This is a genomic window from Nocardioides alpinus, from assembly GCF_900112035.1.
In the GTDB taxonomy this organism is placed as follows: Bacteria; Actinomycetota; Actinomycetes; order Propionibacteriales; family Nocardioidaceae; genus Nocardioides; species Nocardioides alpinus.
Genome location: NZ_FOKC01000001.1, coordinates 370,563 through 387,957, shown reverse-complemented (window position 1 = coordinate 387,957; position 17,395 = coordinate 370,563). Strand labels below are relative to the sequence as shown.

Annotated in this window: 15 protein-coding genes, 1 tRNA gene and 1 pseudogene; 14 read left to right on the top strand and 3 right to left on the bottom strand. The window is 71.9% G+C overall.

Annotated features, from left to right (window positions below):
- From BM127_RS01920 to BM127_RS01900, 5 genes are all read left to right on the top strand, one after another.
- Entirely contained in the window at window positions 1-945 is a 945-nt protein-coding gene (locus BM127_RS01920; RefSeq protein WP_232786078.1) for a Ppx/GppA phosphatase family protein, read from the top strand.
- 40 nt (window positions 946-985) lie between these two features.
- Window positions 986-1,825, top strand: coding sequence for a uracil-DNA glycosylase (locus BM127_RS01915; protein WP_198554502.1), 840 nt, complete (start codon window positions 986-988; stop codon window positions 1,823-1,825).
- On the top strand, window positions 1,822-2,340 hold the full coding sequence (locus BM127_RS01910) for a glycine cleavage system transcriptional repressor (RefSeq protein WP_091193551.1): 519 nt from the start codon (window positions 1,822-1,824) through the stop codon (window positions 2,338-2,340). Before BM127_RS01915 ends, BM127_RS01910 begins: the two co-directional genes overlap by 4 nt.
- 8 nt (window positions 2,341-2,348) lie before the next feature.
- Entirely contained in the window at window positions 2,349-2,906 is a 558-nt protein-coding gene (locus tag BM127_RS01905) for a peptide deformylase (protein WP_091193550.1), read from the top strand.
- Between the two features lie 18 nt (window positions 2,907-2,924).
- Window positions 2,925-2,998 (top strand) — tRNA-Leu (locus BM127_RS01900).
- Window positions 2,999-3,006: 8 nt separating this feature from the next.
- On the opposite strand, the gene BM127_RS01895 is transcribed toward BM127_RS01900, so the two are convergent.
- Complete coding sequence (locus BM127_RS01895; RefSeq protein ID WP_091193549.1) at window positions 3,007-3,672, bottom strand: hypothetical protein; 666 nt, start codon at window positions 3,670-3,672, stop codon at window positions 3,007-3,009.
- A gap of 73 nt (window positions 3,673-3,745) precedes the next feature.
- Window positions 3,746-5,158, bottom strand: a pseudogene (locus BM127_RS23125) (GTP-binding protein); the annotation flags it as partial.
- A 414-nt stretch (window positions 5,159-5,572) separates the two neighbouring features.
- On the opposite strand from BM127_RS23125, the gene BM127_RS21750 reads away from it, so the two are divergent.
- From BM127_RS21750 to BM127_RS01865, 4 genes are all read left to right on the top strand, one after another.
- A complete protein-coding gene (locus tag BM127_RS21750) occupies window positions 5,573-6,436 on the top strand; it encodes an HNH endonuclease (RefSeq protein ID WP_139227558.1) in 864 nt (287 codons plus the stop codon).
- A 133-nt stretch (window positions 6,437-6,569) separates the two neighbouring features.
- Window positions 6,570-7,835: an outer membrane protein assembly factor BamB family protein gene (locus BM127_RS01875; protein WP_091193544.1), complete on the top strand. Its 1,266-nt coding sequence runs from the start codon at window positions 6,570-6,572 to the stop codon at window positions 7,833-7,835.
- Between the two features lie 154 nt (window positions 7,836-7,989).
- Complete coding sequence (locus tag BM127_RS01870; protein ID WP_091193543.1) at window positions 7,990-10,995, top strand: lamin tail domain-containing protein; 3,006 nt, start codon at window positions 7,990-7,992, stop codon at window positions 10,993-10,995.
- A 145-nt stretch (window positions 10,996-11,140) separates the two neighbouring features.
- A complete protein-coding gene (locus BM127_RS01865) occupies window positions 11,141-11,971 on the top strand; it encodes a Bax inhibitor-1/YccA family protein (RefSeq protein ID WP_091193541.1) in 831 nt (276 codons plus the stop codon).
- A gap of 94 nt (window positions 11,972-12,065) precedes the next feature.
- Here the strand turns inward: BM127_RS01865 and BM127_RS01860 are convergent, their stop codons facing one another.
- Window positions 12,066-13,088 (bottom strand): SGNH/GDSL hydrolase family protein, encoded by a 1,023-nt coding sequence (locus tag BM127_RS01860; RefSeq protein WP_091193538.1) that lies wholly within the window; start codon window positions 13,086-13,088, stop codon window positions 12,066-12,068.
- A 40-nt stretch (window positions 13,089-13,128) separates the two neighbouring features.
- Here BM127_RS01860 and BM127_RS01855 point away from each other — a divergent pair, with 40 nt between their 5' ends.
- The 5 genes from BM127_RS01855 to BM127_RS01835 are packed head-to-tail and all read left to right on the top strand — an operon-like array spanning window position 13,129 to window position 17,384.
- Window positions 13,129-14,514, top strand: a complete 1,386-nt coding sequence (locus BM127_RS01855; RefSeq protein WP_091193536.1) for a cystathionine beta-synthase — start codon at window positions 13,129-13,131, stop codon at window positions 14,512-14,514.
- Window positions 14,511-14,933 (top strand): hypothetical protein, encoded by a 423-nt coding sequence (locus BM127_RS01850; RefSeq protein ID WP_091193534.1) that lies wholly within the window; start codon window positions 14,511-14,513, stop codon window positions 14,931-14,933. The genes BM127_RS01855 and BM127_RS01850 overlap by 4 nt, the downstream gene beginning before the upstream one ends.
- Window position 14,934: 1 nt before the next feature.
- A complete protein-coding gene (locus BM127_RS01845; protein WP_091193531.1) occupies window positions 14,935-15,714 on the top strand; it encodes a sulfite exporter TauE/SafE family protein in 780 nt (259 codons plus the stop codon).
- 33 nt (window positions 15,715-15,747) lie between these two features.
- A complete protein-coding gene (locus BM127_RS01840) occupies window positions 15,748-16,764 on the top strand; it encodes a YihY/virulence factor BrkB family protein (protein ID WP_091193528.1) in 1,017 nt (338 codons plus the stop codon).
- A complete protein-coding gene (locus BM127_RS01835) occupies window positions 16,761-17,384 on the top strand; it encodes a YigZ family protein (RefSeq protein WP_091193527.1) in 624 nt (207 codons plus the stop codon). The genes BM127_RS01840 and BM127_RS01835 overlap by 4 nt, the downstream gene beginning before the upstream one ends.
- The last annotated feature ends 11 nt before the right edge of the window (window positions 17,385-17,395 follow it).

The following is a 17,395-nucleotide window of genomic DNA, read 5'->3' as shown; positions in this document are numbered from 1 at the left end:
GTGTCGACAGACGTGGCTGCACCCGCACGGACCGTCGCCGCGATCGACTGCGGCACCAACTCGATCAAGATCCTCATTGCCGACGTCCGCGACGACGGTGGGCTGGACGTCGTGGTCCGTGACTCGCGAGTGGTCCGTCTCGGCCAGGGCGTCGACGCGACGAGGATGCTGGCCGACGAGGCCCTGGCGCGGACGTTCGCCGCGATCGACGAGTTCGCGCTCGTGATCCGCCACCACGGCGTGCCGCCCGAGCTGCTGCGCTTCTGCGCCACCTCGGCCACCCGCGACGCCGGCAACGCCGCGGTCTTCGCCGAGGGCGTACGCCGCCGGCTGGGCGTCGAGCCCGAGGTGCTGTCCGGGGACGAGGAGGCTGCGCTGGTCTTCGCCGGCGCCATGGCCGCGCAGGACCCGATGCCGCCCGAGCCCGTGCTGGTGGTCGACATCGGCGGCGGATCCACCGAGCTGGTGCTCGGTGCGGGGGAGGAGCGGCAGGCGGTCTCGATGGACATCGGATCCGTCCGCCTCCACGAGCGCCACCTCCACTCCGACCCGCCGAGCGAGGCGGAGGTGGCGGCCTGCGTGGTCGACATCGACGCCCACCTCGACGACTCCGGCGTCGCGCTGCACCGGACCGCGACGGTGATCGGCACGTCCGGCACGATCAAGACCCTCGCGTGTGGCGTGCTCGCCCTCGGCACCTACGACCGCGACGCCTTCGACCGGGCGGTCCTCTCCAACGCGTCCACGGCGACCTTCGTCGACGGCCTCGTCGCGATGACGGTCGCCGAGCGCCGCGCACTGCCCTACATGCACCCCGGCCGCGCCGACGTGATCGACGCGGGGGCGCTGATCTGGAGCCGGATCCTGGCCCGCGTGCCGGTGCGCGAGCACCTGGTCTCCGAGGCCGACATCCTGCACGGCATGGCTGCGGCCATCGGGCGATGACCCTCCACCCATGACCCCTCCGCCCATGACCCCTCCGCCCATGGTCTTGCTGCCCCATCCCGTCGTCGGGGGCGAGTTCCCCAGTCCGGTGGCTCCGGGGACGGGGTGGCCGGACGACCCGGGCGCCCCGGACACGCCGGTCGCGCGCGACGCCGACGACGTACGACGTCTCGCGCCCGCCGGATCGCTGGCCGAGCTCGATGCCCGGGTGAGTGTCTGCTCGGCGTGCCCCCGGCTGGTGACCTGGCGCGAGGACGTGGCGCGCGAGAAGCGCGCGTCCTTCGCCGACCAGCCCTACTGGGGCAGGCCGATCCCCGGATGGGGCGATCCCGAGCCGTCCCTGCTGATCGTCGGCCTCGCGCCCGCGGCCAACGGCGGCAACCGGACCGGCCGCATCTTCACCGGCGACCCGAGCGCGGACTGGCTCTTCGCCAGCCTGCACCGCACCGGGTGGGCCGCGCAGGCCACCAGTGAGCACGCCGGCGACGGGCAGCGCCTGGTCGACGCGCGGATGATCGCGACCGTGCGATGCGCACCCCCGGAGAACAAGCCGACGCCCGCCGAGCGCGACACCTGCGCCCCCTGGATCGCTGCCGAGCTCGACCTGCTGCCGACCGTGCGCGCGGTCGTCGCGCTGGGCTCCTTCGGCTGGGACGGCGCGGTGCGGTCGTTGGTGGCGGCCGGTGCGCCTGCACCGGACCGCAAGCCGAAGTTCGCCCACGGCGCCGAGCTGGCGCTCGGGTCGGTGACGCTGATCGGCTGCTACCACCCCTCTCCGCACAACACCTACACCGGACGGCTGACCCGGGAGATGACCGACGAGGTCTTCACGCGGGCACGGGCGTTGACCGTCTCCGCCGCTGACACAATGGAGCCGTGACCCTCCACGCCATCACCGTCCTCGGCCACGACCGTCCCGGCATCATCGCCGAGACCACCGACAGGCTGGCCGGCCTGGGCCTCAACCTCGAGGACTCGACGATGACCCTGCTGCGCGGTCACTTCGCGATGACGCTGGTCTGCGAGGGCACGGCCGGCGGCTCGGAGATCGAGGCTGCGCTGGCGCCGCTCACCGCCGACGGCAGCCTGACCGTCACCGTCCGCGAGGTCCCGGCGGAGCACGCCCCGCCCGCGGCCGGCACCTCGTGGGTCCTGTCGGTCCACGGCGGTGACCGCCCCGGCATCGTCTCGGCCGTGGTCGCGGTGGTCGCCGGCGTCGGCGGCAACATCACCGACCTCACCACCCGCCTCGCCGGTGACCTCTACCTCCTCGTCGCGGAGGTGGACCTCCCCTCCGGAGCGGACGTCGAGGCGGTGTCGCGGGAGCTGACGTCGGTCGCCGCCGGCCTCGGGGTCGGCGTGACCCTGCGCGCAGCTGACACCGACGAGCTCTGAGCCCGGTCATGGCGATCAACCCGACGGTCCTGGCCTGGGCCGAGTCGGACCTCGGCGTGCCCGGGGCCGTGCGCGACGTCGTACGCGCTCCTGCCGCCGTGCTGTCCGCCGACGGTGGCGTGGTGGACCCGTCTGCCCCCGAGATCGTGCAGCTCGCTGCCGACCTCGTCGCGACGATGCGCGTCTCGCCGGGGTGCGTCGGCCTCGCCGCACCCCAGGTGGGGGAGGGAGTGAAGGTCTTCTGCGTCGACGTCTCCGCGCACCCGAAGACCCGCGACCACCACGGCACGTTCGTGCTCTGCAACGCCGAGGTCGTCTCGGGCAGCCGCAACGAGAAGGCCCGCGAGGGGTGCATGTCCGTCCCCGACCTGACCGGTGACGTGAAGCGTCCCAGCCGCGTCGTCGTACGCGGCCAGCTGCCGGGCACCGGCGAGCAGGTCGAGCTCGAGGTCGAGGCCTTCGAGGCGCGGGCGTTGCAGCACGAGATCGACCACTGTGACGGGCTGCTGTTCCTGGATCGCGCGGCCGGGGCGCACGCCGTCTACGCTCGCAAGACCTATCTCTAGGGCGGTCGTCGTCACCAAGCCCCGGTATCCCAACCGGTAGAGGAAGCGGTCTTAAAAACCGCACAGTCTGGGTTCGAACCCCAGCCGGGGCACCCGACGGTCAGCTGCGTCGCACGGGTGCGTCGCCCCGGACCGGCTCGTAGCCGTCGAACCGGGTCTCGAGCACACCTTCTCCGCCGGTGAGGTCCGGGAGCTGGTGCTGCAGGTCGTGCAGCCGGGCCGCGACGATCCGGGCCTCGATGCGGGTGAGGTCGGCGGTCGCGGTCTGACCGGTGACCTCGGTGCCCCACCGGCCGAGCAGCCGCAGCAGCTGCGGGCTGTCCCGGGTGGGCACCTCGAGGCTCACCCCCAGGACGGGCTCGCAGACCTGAGTCGCGGCGCGGACCAGCGCCTGTCGTACGACGAGCGGGGTGAGCTTGCGGTAGTCCAGGGCGGTGGGCAGCGGGCCGCGACGCGACGGCGGGCCGTCCCACGAGGCGTACGCCACCTCGGTCAGGGTGACCCGGCAGTCGGTCACCTCCCAGCCGGAGAGCCCACGTGCGAGCGCCCGGGTGACGTGCTCGGACATGACGTGGGTGAAGTGCTCGACGGACCTGAACAGGAAGAGGGGAAGGTCGCGGAGCGGCACCTCCAGGTCGAGGACGACCCCGGTGCCGGGTGCCGCCGGGGAGATCCGGAGGCCGATCGTGGCCCAGTAGGGGTTCGACGGTGTGTTGAACCGCTCGACCGCCGAGCCGGTCCGTCGCAGGCGCTCGACGTGCAGCACGGACGCCTCGGAGAAACTCGACCTCGATGCCGTGCTCCTCGGCCAGCGTCGAGGCGATGACCTCCTGCTGGACGCGACCGTAGAGGGACACCGTGGGACGGCCGTCCTGGTCGATGCGGGCCGCGATCAGGGGATCGTGGTCGGCGAGCCGGGCGAGTGCCGCGCGGAGCGCGGGTTCCTGCGCCGGGTCGCAGGCCGCGACCGAGGCCTCCAGGGTCGGCGGGGGGAAGTGGTGGGCCTCCGCCCGGATCGAGGTGCCGAACCCGTCACCGACGCGGACCAGGCCCAGTCCGAGAAGCCTCACGACCTGGCCCGCGTGCGCCTCGGCGGCGCGGACCCAGTGCCCGTCACGGAAGATCTGGACGCCTGTGACCTTGCCCGACCGGCCGTCCGGCAGCTCCACCCGCTGTCGTGCGCGGAGCTCGCCGGAGAACATCCGCACGTAGGCGACCTTCTCGCCTGCTGCGCCCCGCTCGACCTTGAACACCCGTCCCGAAGCGGGGCCGCCGGTGTCGGACTCCGGGCCGGGCAGGAGTGTGGTGATGGCCGCCATGAGGTCCGGGACTCCGGCTCCGGTGGCCGCCGACCCGGCGAAGACCGGGTGCAGCCTCCCCGAGCGGGTCTGTTCGGCCGCCAGGGCCAGCAGCTGCTCCGCCGTGCGGTCCCGGCCCTCGACGTACGACGCCAGCAGCGCGTCGTCGTTCTCGGCCAGCGCCACGGTCTCGCGCTCGTGGAACTCGGGATCGTCGGGGGAGTACGCCGCGAACGTCGCGGTCCTGGCGCCGAGCCCGGCGGCGGTGCCCATGGGCAGGACATCGGGGGTCAGGCGCCTGCGGATCGCGTCGAGCACCGCGTCGACGTCGGCGCCGGCACGATCGATCTTGTTGACGAACAGCAGCGTCGGCACGCCGAGCCGCTGCAGGGCGCGCATCAGGATCCGGGTCTGCGGCTGCACGCCCTCGACGGCCGACAGGACCAGCACCGCGCCGTCGAGCACCCCGAGCACCCGCTCGACCTCGGCGATGAAGTCGGGGTGCCCCGGTGTGTCGATCACGTTGACGACGAGGTCCCCGACCGGGAACGCCACGACCGCGGCCTTGATGGTGATGCCGCGTCGTCGCTCGAGATCGAGGCTGTCGGTCTGGGTGGTGCCGGCGTCGACCGATCCCGGCTGGTCGATGACTCCGGCGATGTGCAGGAGTCGCTCGGTGAGGGTGGTCTTACCTGCGTCGACGTGGGCGAGGATGCCCAGGTTGAGTGAGCGCGCAAGGAGTGGGCGTGGCGACACGCGAGGTCCCTTCGAGGAGGTGGATGCGGACGGGAGCGTGCGCTGCTCGCATCTCGATACCTCCTGGGACGTCGCCCTCACGGCCGCCGGACGTGCCCGGCTCCCTGCACCGTAGACAGCGCCGGGAGGGCGCGGCAACGGGTTAACGAGGCCCCGCCTGTCCGCGGTCGAGGCGGCACTGTCGGTGGTCGCTGCCATCGTGGAACACACGTTCGAACCGGGAGCCGGAGGAGGGGCAGATGGAGCAGCAGCAGCAGGAAGTGACCGCGTGGCAGGCCGGCGACCTCCGTGCGCTGGCTGATCTCCTCGCCTCCCTGACCCCTGCCGGCCTGCCGACCGGGCACCGCGACCAGCTCGAAGCACTCGAGCGGATCAAGGCCGCGTGCGCGGCCGCGCAGGTCGTCGTGACCTCTAGGTTCGCGGACGCCGCCGAGGCCGAGGACGTCCCCGCCGGTGCCGGATCAGGTCGTCGTACGCCTCCGCGGGCGATGTCGATCGGCGCCGAGGTCGCATTGGCCACCCTCGCCAGCCCGCACGCCGGGGAGCAGCGGGTGTTGTTGTCGCGTCGCCTGCGTGACGACCTCCCCCTGACCCTGGCCGCGCTCGGGCGCGGTGAGCTCACCGAGGACCGCGCGTTCACCCTCGCCCGCGAGGTCGCCCACCTCACCCCCGAGCAACGCCACCAGGTCGACGCCGACCTCGCACCCCGACTCCCCGGACTCGGCGACCTCAAGCTCCGCCAGGCCGCACGCCGCACGTGCCTCACCCTCGCCGCCGACGCCGAGACGAAGCGCTACCGCCCGCGCCGACGGCGATACGCGCACCGGCGGGCAGGTCCGCGCCGACACCCTCGCCGCCCGGATCACCGGCAGCACGCACAGCACGGACCCCGCCACCGACGCACCCACCCTGAGGGTCAACCTCGTCATCGGCGTCAAGTCGCTGTTCTGCGACGGCACCGAACCCGGCCTGATCAACGGCGTCGGGGTCCTCCCCGCCGCGCTGTGCACCGACCTCGTCCACAGAGCCTCCGCCGCCACGAAGGCCACCCTGCGCCGGTTGTTCACCACCCCCGAGGACCGGGCACTGGACGCGATGGAGTCCACCAGCCGACGCTTCGACGGCCCCCTCGCCGAGCTCCTCACCCTCCGCGACGCCGGCACCTGCCGCACACCCTGGTGCAACGCCACGATCAGACACCTCGACCACGTCCAACGCGCCACCGACGCCGGCCCCACCACCGCCGCCAACGGCCAAGGACTCTGCGAACGCTGCAACCACGTCAAGGAGACCCCCGGCTGGACCACCTGGGTCGCCCACCCCAGCGACACCACACGACACGAGGTCCACGGCGTCACCGAACACCTCCGCATGACCCGATCCACCTCCCCACCCCTGCCCGGCGGACCCACCGGCGGCTGGGACTACTCACCCGCCGAGCTCCACCTCGCCAGCACCTACACCCTCGCCACCTAGCGGCGCGTCCTGGTTGCTCACCGGAGACATGAGGTCGCAGCCCGTCCGTCCGCAACACCGCCGTTGCTGCCCCACGAGGTCTCGATGCGATCACGACTGACGTCTTGAGCGTGGTGCCGTGGGACCGTTGCGCATGGGTGAGGGGCCTCGGCGTCGCGTCGTCGACCGCGGTGTCCGGGTCGCGTCCGTCATGGTGCTGGCGCTGGTGACGGCTGCGCTGGCGGGCTGCACGGGCGGGGAGGACGATCTCGCTGCGTGCGCACGGCAGGCGTCGACCCTCTCGAGCATCGACCCGGTCACGGGCGACGTCGAGTGGCAGGCCGACCTTGCCCAGGCCAGTGAATCTCCACCGCACGTCTTCGACGGGACAGCCATCGTGACGGGCCCGTGCGGTGTCGCAGCCCTGGACCTCGCCGATGGGGAGGTCCTCTTCGACGACGCGTTGCCCGAGGAGTCCTCCGGCGTCTTCGGCGTCATCGACGACCTCCTCATCGTCCAAGAGGACCGCGAGGGCGACAGCAACGGCTACTCCACCCTCTCGCTCACCGAGGATGCGCCGGGATACACGTACGTCACCAACGTTCCGTTCCACGGCGCCGCGATCGCCGGCGGAAACCTGATCACCGGGTACGGCAGCTCCCTCAGGTCACAGACCCTGGGCGAAGCCCGCCCCGACTGGGACGTCGGTCTCCCGGCCTGTTGTCACGACCTCCACCTGCACGACGAGAACCTCCTGCTCCTCACCGGCAGTGACGGCTCGACCTACGCGATCGACCTGGCCGACGGCGACGTGGTGTGGCGCACGATCCCGCCGGTGCCGGCCCTCGGCTACGACATCAGGGTCACCAGCGTTCGAGGCACGATCCTCACGGCCGCCACGACGTCTGACGTGTCCGAGAGCTCCTTCGTGTACGCGACCGACGCGAGGACCGGTCGGCTTCGCTGGACCCACCCGGCCATGAGCGTGCTCGGAGTGGACCGGCAGGTCACCGTGCTGCGCGCCCGTGAGTCCGTGGAGGCTCGCGACACCCGCAGCGGCGACCTGCTGTGGCGTCACCCGGCCCCGACCGCCATCGAGCACGAGTCCACATCGACGGCGGCCCTCACCAGCGACACCGTGGTGGTCCAGCAGGTCGGCTCCACGACGACGGGCTTCGACCGGACCACAGGAGAGATGCTCTGGGACGGAGGGGAGGCCACGTCCGTCGTGGCCGCCGGCGACGTCGTGCTGGCCCTGACCGAGGACGGGGTCACCGCGCTGGATCCCCCCACCGGCACAGCGCTCTGGACCGTCGACGGAGAACGATCCTGGCAACAGCTCGCCGTCTCACCGGGCGGTCAGGTGCTCCACCTGGACTCCGACGCCCCGCCGCAGCCCGCCATGGACGACTGCTGCTGACGAAGGCGGGCGCGGAACGGACCGGTGCCGGGCCGAGCAGGAGCGCGGCTGCGAGAGGCCCTGACCCGGCTCGCACCATCACGTCGACGGCCGTTCGCACTGCGTTCTCCCGCCGCGGTGCCGGCGTTCGGCGCGCGCCGCGAAACTCCGCCCCATGCGTCGACTGCTGCAACTGTCCTTGGTGGGCGCCCTCGCCTCGTCCGCCCTCGCCGCCGGAGCCTTCGCTCCCGCCCAGGCCGACCCGCTGGCCGACGTCAAGGTCAACGAGGTGGAGTCCAACGGTGACACCTTCGACTGGGTCGAGCTCGTCAACACCGGCACCACTGCAGCGGACGTGTCCGGCTGGGTGGTCAAGGACAACGACGACACCCACGCGGTCACGCTCCCGGCGAGCACGGTCATCGCGCCGGGCGCCCACCTCGCGGTCAACACCGACGACCCGGCCGTCACCGGCAGCTTCGGCCTCGGTGGCGCCGACTCGGCGCGCGTCTTCGCCGCCGACGGCACGACGCTCGTGGACGCCTACAGCTGGACCACCCACTCCGCGATCACCTACGGCCGGTGCCCGGACGCCACCGGAGCCCTCGTCACGACCAAGCTCGCGACCAAGGGTGCGGCCAACAACTGCGTGAGCCCGGTCCACATCACCGAGGTCGAGTCCAACGGCGACGCCACGGACTGGATCGAGGTCCACAACCCGAGCCCGGTCGCGGCGGACGTGTCCGGCTTCGTCGTCAAGGACAGCGACGACGCGCGGGCGCTGACCTTCCCGGCAGGCTCCGTCGTCGCTCCGCAGGGCTACCTCGCGATCGACACCGACCCCATCGCGGTCAACGGCTTCGGCCTCGGCGGCGCCGACTCGGCGCGGATCTTCGCGGCAGACGGCACCACCCTCGTGTCGTCGTACTCGTGGACCGCGCACGCGACCACGACGTGGGGTCGCTGCCCCGGGCCCAGCGGCGACTTCACCACCACGGCCGCCGGCACCAAGGGCGCGGCCAACAGCTGCCCGAGCGCCTTCGACCCGCTCGACGTGAAGCTCAACGAGGTCGAGTCCAACGGTGACGTCGTCGCTGACTGGGTCGAGGTCGTCAACACCGGCGCCACGCCGGCCGACATCTCCGGCTGGAAGCTCATCGACGCCGACCCCAGCCACCCGTTCGTCTCGGTGCCGGCGAACACCGTCCTCCAGCCCGGCGCGTTCTTCGCCTTCTACACCGAGTTCCCGCCGCCCGGCTTCGGCCTCGGTGCCGAGGACACCGTCACCCTCTACCAGGCCGACGGCACCACGCTCGTCGACACCTACGGCTGGACAGGTGGGCACGCCGGTACGACGTACGGACGGTGCCCCGACGGCGCGGGCGCGTGGCAGGAGACCACTGTCTCCACCCGCGGCGCGGCGAACGCGTGCAGCCCGATCCGCGTCAACGAGGTGTCCTCCAACCCCAACGACTGGGTGGAGCTGGTCAACCTCTCGAACGCGCCGGTCGACGTGGCCGGCTGGGTGATCAAGGACAGCACGGACACCAACCCCACCACCCTGCCCAGCCCCACCGTGGTGCCGGCGGACGGCCACCTCCTGGTCAGCACCCTCGCCGCCGGGCTCGGCAGCGCCGACTCCGTACGCCTCCTCGACCCGGCCGCCAAGCTCATCGACTCCTTCTCCTGGACCGCCCACGGCGTCCCGACGTACGCCCGGTGCGCTGATGGCGTCGGCGCCTTCGTCGCCAGCGCCAGCGCCACCCCGGGTGCGGTCAACGACTGCCCCGGCCTGCAGACCCAGCCGTGGTGGGGCTCAGCGACGGTCAGCGTCTCCGACGAGGCGGCGACCTTCCCGGCCGACGCCAGTGGTGTCACCTTCGACCCGAGCGACCCCACCGGCAGGACCCTGTGGGTCGCGCAGAACAAGGTCGGCACGCTGTGGAAGCTGACCAAGGACGGTGCCACCTGGAAGCCCGCGAGCGGGTGGACCGGCGGCAAGAACCCGAGGTACGCCGACGGCACCGGCGCGCCCGACACCGAGGGTGTCGCGCTCGGGACCGACGGCGCGGTCTACCTCGCGTCCGAGCGCAACAACGACGTGAGCGGAGTCAGCAAGAACACGATCCTGCGCTACCAGCCGACCGTCTCCATGAGCGCGACGGACGAGTGGGACCTCAACCCGCTGCTGCCGGCGCTCGGCGCCAACCTCGGCCTCGAGGGCGTGACCTTCGTCCCCGACAGCGTCCTCACCGCCGGCGGCTTCGTCGACCAGTCCGCGGGCACGCCCTACGACCCCGCCGACTACCCCGGCCACGGCACCACGCTGGCGGTCGTCGCGGTCGAGGGCACGGGACAGCTGTACGTCGTCGCGCTCGAGCAGACCGCCGCGGTCCAGGAGACCGCCCACCTGGTCGCGACCATCGACCCCGAGCTGCTCACCAACGCCGGCCCGGCCGGCGCGATGGACGTCTCGTGGGACCCCGAGACCCAGCGCCTCTGGGCCCTCTGCGACGACAGCTGCGACGGCACCACGGTGGCGCTCGAGCTCGACGACACCGGAGCCTTCTCCGTGGCTGATGCCTACGACCGCCCGGTCGGCATGCCCAACCTCAACAACGAGGGTCTGGCCCTCGCCCCGCAGTCCGCCTGCGTCGCGGGTCACAAGGAGGTCGTGTGGTCCGACGACGGCGACACCGACGGCCACTCGCTGCGGTCGGGCACCGTGCCGTGCACGGCACCGCCGACCGTCGAGCCGCCGACGAGCCCGACCCCGACGCCCACTCCCACGCCGACCCCCCAGCCGCAGCCCCAGCCGCAGCCCCAGCCGCAGCCCCAGCCGCAGCCGACCCCGCAGCCGCAGCCGCAGCCGCAGCCGCAGCCGGCAACGGTGACGATCGCCAAGGTCGCCAAGGGACTGATCGTCACGACCGTCGGCGAGCGTGAGCGCCTCGTGCTGCGCGTCGTCACCTCGCCCGCCGCGCCGACGGGCACGGTCCGGGTGCGTCTCTCCGGTGTCGACCGGCCGCTCGAGGCCAGGCTCAGGGACGACGGCAGGCTCGCGGTCCGCCTGCCGGCCCTCCAGCGGGTCGGCAAGCGCACGCTGACGGTCGTCTACCGCGGCGACGACCTGCACCCGCGGACGAGGGAGCAGTTCACGGTCCGCGTACGCCGTTCCTGAGAAGTTGCTGTGCCGGGAACACCGGCGCGCCGGGACACGTTTGAACTGGTGTCACCCCGGCTAGAGTGGTGTGACGTGACAGGCGTCGTCACCTCGACGGCGTCGGAATCCCCGGAACACCCGGGGCGGCCTCCAAGGAGAGACCATGAAGAGCAGCAACCCCGTTTTCAACCGTTCCGAGGAGTTCAACCGCGCCTCGTCGAACCAGACCTATGCCGGCGGCGGTCAGACCTACCCCGGCTACGGAGAGGCCCCCGGCCAGGTGGACGGCTCCGGTGGTCGGATGACCGTCGACTCGGTCGTCCAGAAGACGGCCATCTCCCTCGCGGTCGTCTTCGCGACCGCGTTCGCCACCTGGTGGTGGATCGGGGACATCATCGACGTCAACACCGTCGACCAGGACGCGTGGGGCCGTGCCCTGACGCTGTCGATGGTCGGTGCCGGACTGGCGTTCGGGCTGTCCCTCGCCAACTCCTTCAAGAAGGTCATCAGCCCGGCCCTCGTGCTCGCGTTCGCGGCCGCCGAGGGTGTGGCGCTCGGTGCGATCAGCAAGGTTTTCGACGCCCAGTTCGGTGACGGCATCGTCACCCAGGCCGTCCTCGGCACCTTCGCTGCCTTCGCCGGCACGCTGGCCGCCTACAAGTTCTTCGACATCAAGGTCGGCAACAAGTTCCGCACCTTCGTGATCGCGGGCATGTTCGGCATGGTGGGCCTTGGCCTGCTGTCGCTGGTGCTGAGCTTCTTCGGCATCAACACCGGCCTCTTCGGCTTCGGCGCCCTCGGCCTCATCATGGCGATCGCCGGCCTCGTGCTCGGTGTCTTCATGCTGATCCTCGACTTCGACTTCGTCGAGAACGGCGTCGCCGCCGGTCTCCCGGACCGCGAGTCGTGGCGTGCGGCCTTCGGCCTCACCGTGAGCCTGGTCTGGATCTACACCAACCTGCTGCGCATCCTCGCGATCATCCGGGGCGACTGACCCTCACGCAGCACAGCTGATCAACGTCACTGGCCCGTCCGAGCTCGCTCGGGCGGGCCAGTGACATGTCCTGTGGCATGTCCTGGCCAGCGCCTCAGGACTCCGCGACCTCGTGGTCCTCGTCCGGCGCCGGCGACTCGACGTCGGTGGACGGCCGGCGCCGGCGGTGGCGCAGCTCGACCCAGCGTCCGCGCAGGCCGCGCTGGTTGCCGCCGACCTCGGTGCCGTCGACCTCGGTGCCCGGCGTACGCGCTGCGCGCACCGCGGCGGCTGCCACGGGCAGGATCCCCTCGCGGCGCAACGGCTCGGGCACCGCCTCGTCGTCGGGGAGCAGGTCGAGGGCGGCCAGGCACGACGGGATCAGCACCGACGCCAGCTGCTGGTAGCCGTCGGCGGACGGGTGGAACCGGTCCGGTCCGAACAGCACCGCGGGCGCGGCATAGAACTCCGGGCCGAGGATGTCGCCGACGGAGACCGAGCGGCCGCCGTTCTCGACGACGGTGATCGTCTGCGCCGCAGCGAGGCGGCGCGACCACTCGCGTGCCACCTGCTTGAGCGGGGGCGGGATCGGGCGGATCGTGCCGAGGTCGGGACACGTGCCCACCACGACCTCGATGCCGGCCTCGCGGAGGCGTCGTACGCCCTCGGCGAGGTGCCGCACCGACGCGGACGGCAGGACGGTGTGGGTGACGTCGTTGGCGCCGATCAGGACGACGGCCAGGTCGGGGTGGGTGCCGATGGCGGCCTCGGCCTGGTCGGCGAGCGCGCTGGACTGGGCGCCCACGACCGCGAACGAGCGCAGGTGCACCCGTCGGTCGGCCTGCGCGGCCACGCCGCTGGCCAGGTGGGCGCCGGTCGTGTCCTCGACGCGCTCGACGCCGTAGCCGGCCGCGCTGGAGTCACCCAGCAGGGCGATCCGGATCGCCGGACCGGGCCGGCCGCGGCCGTACCAGCCGGTCGCGTCGGGAGGGACGTCGGTCGCGTTGCCGATGATCCTGCGCGCGAACTTCGCCTCGGCGACCAGCACTCCGTAGAGCCCGGCGCCGAGCACGGAGAGTCCGCCGCCGCCCAAGGCCGCGGCTGACGCCAGCTTGCGTGCTGCTCCTGTTGCCCCCACGAGTTCATGTTACGGAGCCTCGGGTCGCTAGATTGACCGGGTGCAGTACGTGAACTCGCTCCTCGACCTGATCGGCAACACTCCGCTCGTCCGCCTCGGCCGGACCCTGGACCTCCCCGAGGCGGCGCCGCTGGTGCTGGCGAAGGTGGAGTACCTCAATCCCGGTGGCTCCGTGAAGGACCGCATCGCCACCCGGATGATCGAGGCCGCGGAGGCCTCCGGAGCGCTGCAGCCCGGCGGGACGATCGTCGAGCCGACCTCCGGCAACACCGGCGTCGGCCTCGCGATGGTGGCGCAGGAGAAGGGCTACAAGTGCGTCTTCGTCTGCCCGGACAAGGTCAGCGAGGACAAGCGCAACGTGCTGAAGGCCTACGGCGCCGAGGTCGTGGTCTGCCCGACCGCCGTCGCGCCGGAGCACCCGGACTCCTACTACAACGTCAGCGACCGGCTCTCCAAGGAGCCCGGCGCCTGGAAGCCCGACCAGTACTCCAACCCCCACAACCCGCGGTCGCACTACGAGACGACCGGCCCGGAGATCTGGGAGCAGACCGACGGCCGGATCACCCACTTCGTGACCGGCATGGGCACCGGCGGCACGATCAGCGGCGTCGGTCGCTACCTCAAGGACCAGAACCCGGACGTCCAGGTCATCGGCGCCGACCCGTCGGGTTCCGTCTACTCCGGCGGCAGCGGCCGCCCCTACCTCGTCGAGGGCGTCGGCGAGGACTTCTGGCCCGAGACCTACGACCGGTCGGTGGCCGACCGAGTCATCGAGGTCTCGGATGCCGACTCGTTCGCCTTCACCCGCCGCCTCGCCCGCGAGGAGGCGATGCTCGTCGGCGGCTCGTCCGGCATGGCGGCCTTCGCCGCACGCCAGCTCGCGCACGAGCTCGCCGCCGAGGGGCGTACGGACGCGGTGATCGTGGTCCTGCTGCCCGATTCGGGCCGCGGCTACCTCACCAAGGTCTTCAACGACGACTGGCTCGGCCAGTACGGCTTCGCCAACGGCGCGACGGCCGACCACCGCACCGTCGGCGAGGTGCTTCGCGGCAAGTCCGGTCGCCTGCCCGACCTCGTGCACACGCACCCTGCCGAGACCATCGCGGAGGCCGTCCACATCCTGCAGGAGTACGGCGTCAGCCAGATGCCCGTCGTCCGCGCCGAGCCGCCGATCGTGGCGGCCGAGGTCGCGGGGTCGGTGTCGGAGCGCACCATCCTCGACGCGCTGTTCACCGGCCACGCCAAGCTCACCGACCGCGTGGAGGACCACATGTCCCCGGCGCTGCCGACGATCGGCTCGACCGAGGCCGCTGCCGACGCGGTCACGCTGCTCGAGAAGGCCGATGCTGTGCTGGTCCACGAGGACGGCAAGCCCATCGGCGTGCTGACCCGGCAGGACCTGCTCACCTTCCTGGCGGCGTCGTGAGGCCGCTGCGGGGCGCGCGGACGGCGCTGGTCGTCCTCGCCTGCCTCGGTGCCCTCGCGGCGTGCGGCGACGACGTCAACACCAGCACCGACCCGGTCGAGGTCGAGCTGGGCGAGGCCTTCGAGTGGAACAGCTTCGCCGTCGACGACGGCTGGGAGCTCAACGGCGTCAAGCGCTCGGCCGGGTCCGACGAGGTCACCACGCCCGAGGTCAAGGGCACCATCACCAACCTGTCCGACGAGGAGCGCGCGGCGATCTTCGAGATGGTCTTCTCCGCCGACGGCGAGCCGCTGGCGACCGTCAACTGTGCGGCCGCGAAGATGACGACCGACCAGTCGCAGCAGTTCCTCTGCCCGGGGCTCAGCGCCACCATGCCCGAGGACTACGACGCCGTCGTGGTGCAGGAGTTCACCCGCTGACGTGAGTGACCTGTCCCTGGAGGTCATCGGCTTCCTGGTCCTCGCGGCCCTGGCCGCGGGCTTCGTCGACGCCGTCGTCGGTGGTGGCGGACTGGTGCAGCTGCCGGCGCTGCTCATCGGCCTGCCCGGCGCCTCGGTCGTCCAGATCGCGGCGACCAACAAGCTCGCGTCCTTCTGCGGCACCTCCATCAGCGCGGCGACGTACGTCCGACGCATCCGCCCCGACCCGCGGACCTTCCTGCCGCTGATGCTGGCCGCCTTCATCGGGTCCGCCGGCGGGGCCCTCGTCGCCTCGCTGCTGCCGCGCAGCGCGTTCGACCCGATCATCCTCGTCGTGCTCGTGCTCGTCGGGGGATACGTCCTCGTGCGACCCGACGTGGGCCAGCTGACCGCCCTGCGCTTCAGCGGCGGCAAGCACGTGTCGATGGTCGTCCTCACCGGCCTCACGATCGGCTTCTACGACGGCGCGATCGGTCCGGGCACCGGCTCGTTCCTCGTCTTCGCGCTGGTCGGCATCCTCGGCTACAACTTCCTCGAGGCCTCGGCCAAGGCCAAGCTCGCCAACTGGGCCACCAACCTCGCCGCGCTGATCGTCTTCGTCCCGCAGGGCGCGGTCATCTGGGAGCTCGCGCTGCCGATGGCCGCGGCCAACATCGTCGGCGGCTACCTCGGCGCCCGCGTCGCGATGGCGCGCGGCGCGAGGTTCGTCCGGGTGTTCTTCCTCATCGTGGTCTCCGCCTTCGTCGTTCGACTCGGCGGCGACGTGCTGGGCTGGTGGTGAGGCCGGAGTGGTGGTGAGCGGTAGCCTCACCTCGTGCCAGCGGTCCCGCGCGTCGACGCCTTCCAGCGTCGCCACCCCGTCCTGGGCTTCCCGCTCGCGGTGGTCTACAAGTACTTCGACGACCAGGGTCCCTACCTCGCGTCCGCGCTGACCTACTACGCCTTCATCGCGATCTTCCCGCTGATGCTGCTGGGCACGTCGATCCTGGGCATCATCCTGCGTGGCGAGCCCGACTGGCAGGAGGCGATCCTCGACTCCGCCCTCGCGCAGTTCCCGATCATCGGTGACGAGCTCGGGCGCCCGGACGGACTGCAGGGCTCGTTCGCCGGTGTCGTGGTCGGTGGCCTCGCTGCGCTCTACGGCGCGATGGGGCTCGGGCAGGCGCTGCAGAACACCCAGCACGTCGCCTGGTCGGTGCCGCGCAACAGCCGGCCCAACCCGTTCTACGCCAGGGTCAAGACCCTCGTGCTGCTGGTCACCGCCGGCTTCTCGTTGCTCGCGGTGTCGATCGTGTCGACCGTCGCCAGCACCACCGACCTGTTCACCGAGGTGCTCGGCACGGGCCTGAAGGTCGTGCTGCCGGTGCTGACAGTCCTGGTCGTTGGCACGTTCCTCGCCCTCCTCTTCCGCTATGCCGCGACCGGACAGCACTCCTTCCGCCGAGCCGCGCCGGGCGGCTTCACCCTCGCGGTGATGTGGCAGGGGCTGCAGTACGCCGGAGCGGCGTACGTCGACCGCGTGCTGGTCGACACCACCTCGATGACCAAGACCTTCGGCCTGGTCCTCGGCCTCATCGGCTTCCTGTGGATCGGCGCCGTGATGGCCGTGCTGGCGATGGAGGTCAACGTCGTGCTCAGCCGCCGGCTCTGGCCGCGGGCGCTGCTCACGCCGTTCACCGACAACGTCGAGCTCACCGATGCCGACCGTCGCGCCTATGCGTCCTACGCGCGCATGCAGCGGCACAAGGGGTTCGAGAAGGTCTCGGTGACCTGGCAGGAACCAGAGCCGGAACCAGAGCCAGAGCCGGAGGTGCGGTCCACATCGTCGTGACGTCCTACCTCACCGTCGGCCGGGACGTCACGGCCGAGGTCGAGGACCGTGGCTCGAGGTTCGTGTGCACGCTGCGCAGGCTCGGGGACGAGGACCGGGCGCGGGCGATGGTCGCCGAGCTGCGGCGCGAGCACTGGGACGCCCGGCACCACTGCTCAGCCTTCGTCCTCGGTCCCGGCGGCGACGTGCAGCGCTCCTCCGACGACGGCGAGCCGGGCGGCACCGCGGGTGCGCCGATGCTGGAGGTGCTCCGGGGCGCGGGAGTCAGCGACGTCGCTGCCGTGGTGTCCAGGTGGTTCGGCGGCACGCTGCTCGGTGCCGGCGGACTCGTGCGGGCCTACGGCGGCGCTGTCCGGGCTGCCCTGGCCGAAGCCGGCACCGTCCGTCGTTCCCTGCTGACCGAGCTCGCCCTCGAAATGGACCACGCGGAGGCCGGCCGGGTCGAGGGCGACCTGCGCGCGCGGGGCGTCACGGTCCTGGAGGTGTCGTACGACGCCCGGGTCAGGCTGCTCCTGGCAGCCGCCCCCGGCGAGGTCGAGGCGGTGACGCACCTGGTCGCGTCCGCGACCGCCGGCGGCAGCCTCCCGGTGCCGGTAGGCGAGCGCTGGGTCGACGGCTGAGGGCCGTCAGG

What these genes read in the sequence shown, in the direction of transcription:
- BM127_RS01915 (WP_198554502.1), top strand. Translation starts at nt 986, where the DNA reads ATGGTCTTGCTGCCCCATCCCGTCGTCGGGGGCGAGTTCCCCAGTCCG.
- BM127_RS01905 (WP_091193550.1), top strand. Translation starts at nt 2,349, where the DNA reads ATGGCGATCAACCCGACGGTCCTGGCCTGGGCCGAGTCGGACCTCGGC.
- BM127_RS01875 (WP_091193544.1), top strand. Translation starts at nt 6,570, where the DNA reads ATGGGTGAGGGGCCTCGGCGTCGCGTCGTCGACCGCGGTGTCCGGGTC.
- BM127_RS01870 (WP_091193543.1), top strand. Translation starts at nt 7,990, where the DNA reads ATGCGTCGACTGCTGCAACTGTCCTTGGTGGGCGCCCTCGCCTCGTCC.
- BM127_RS01865 (WP_091193541.1), top strand. Translation starts at nt 11,141, where the DNA reads ATGAAGAGCAGCAACCCCGTTTTCAACCGTTCCGAGGAGTTCAACCGC.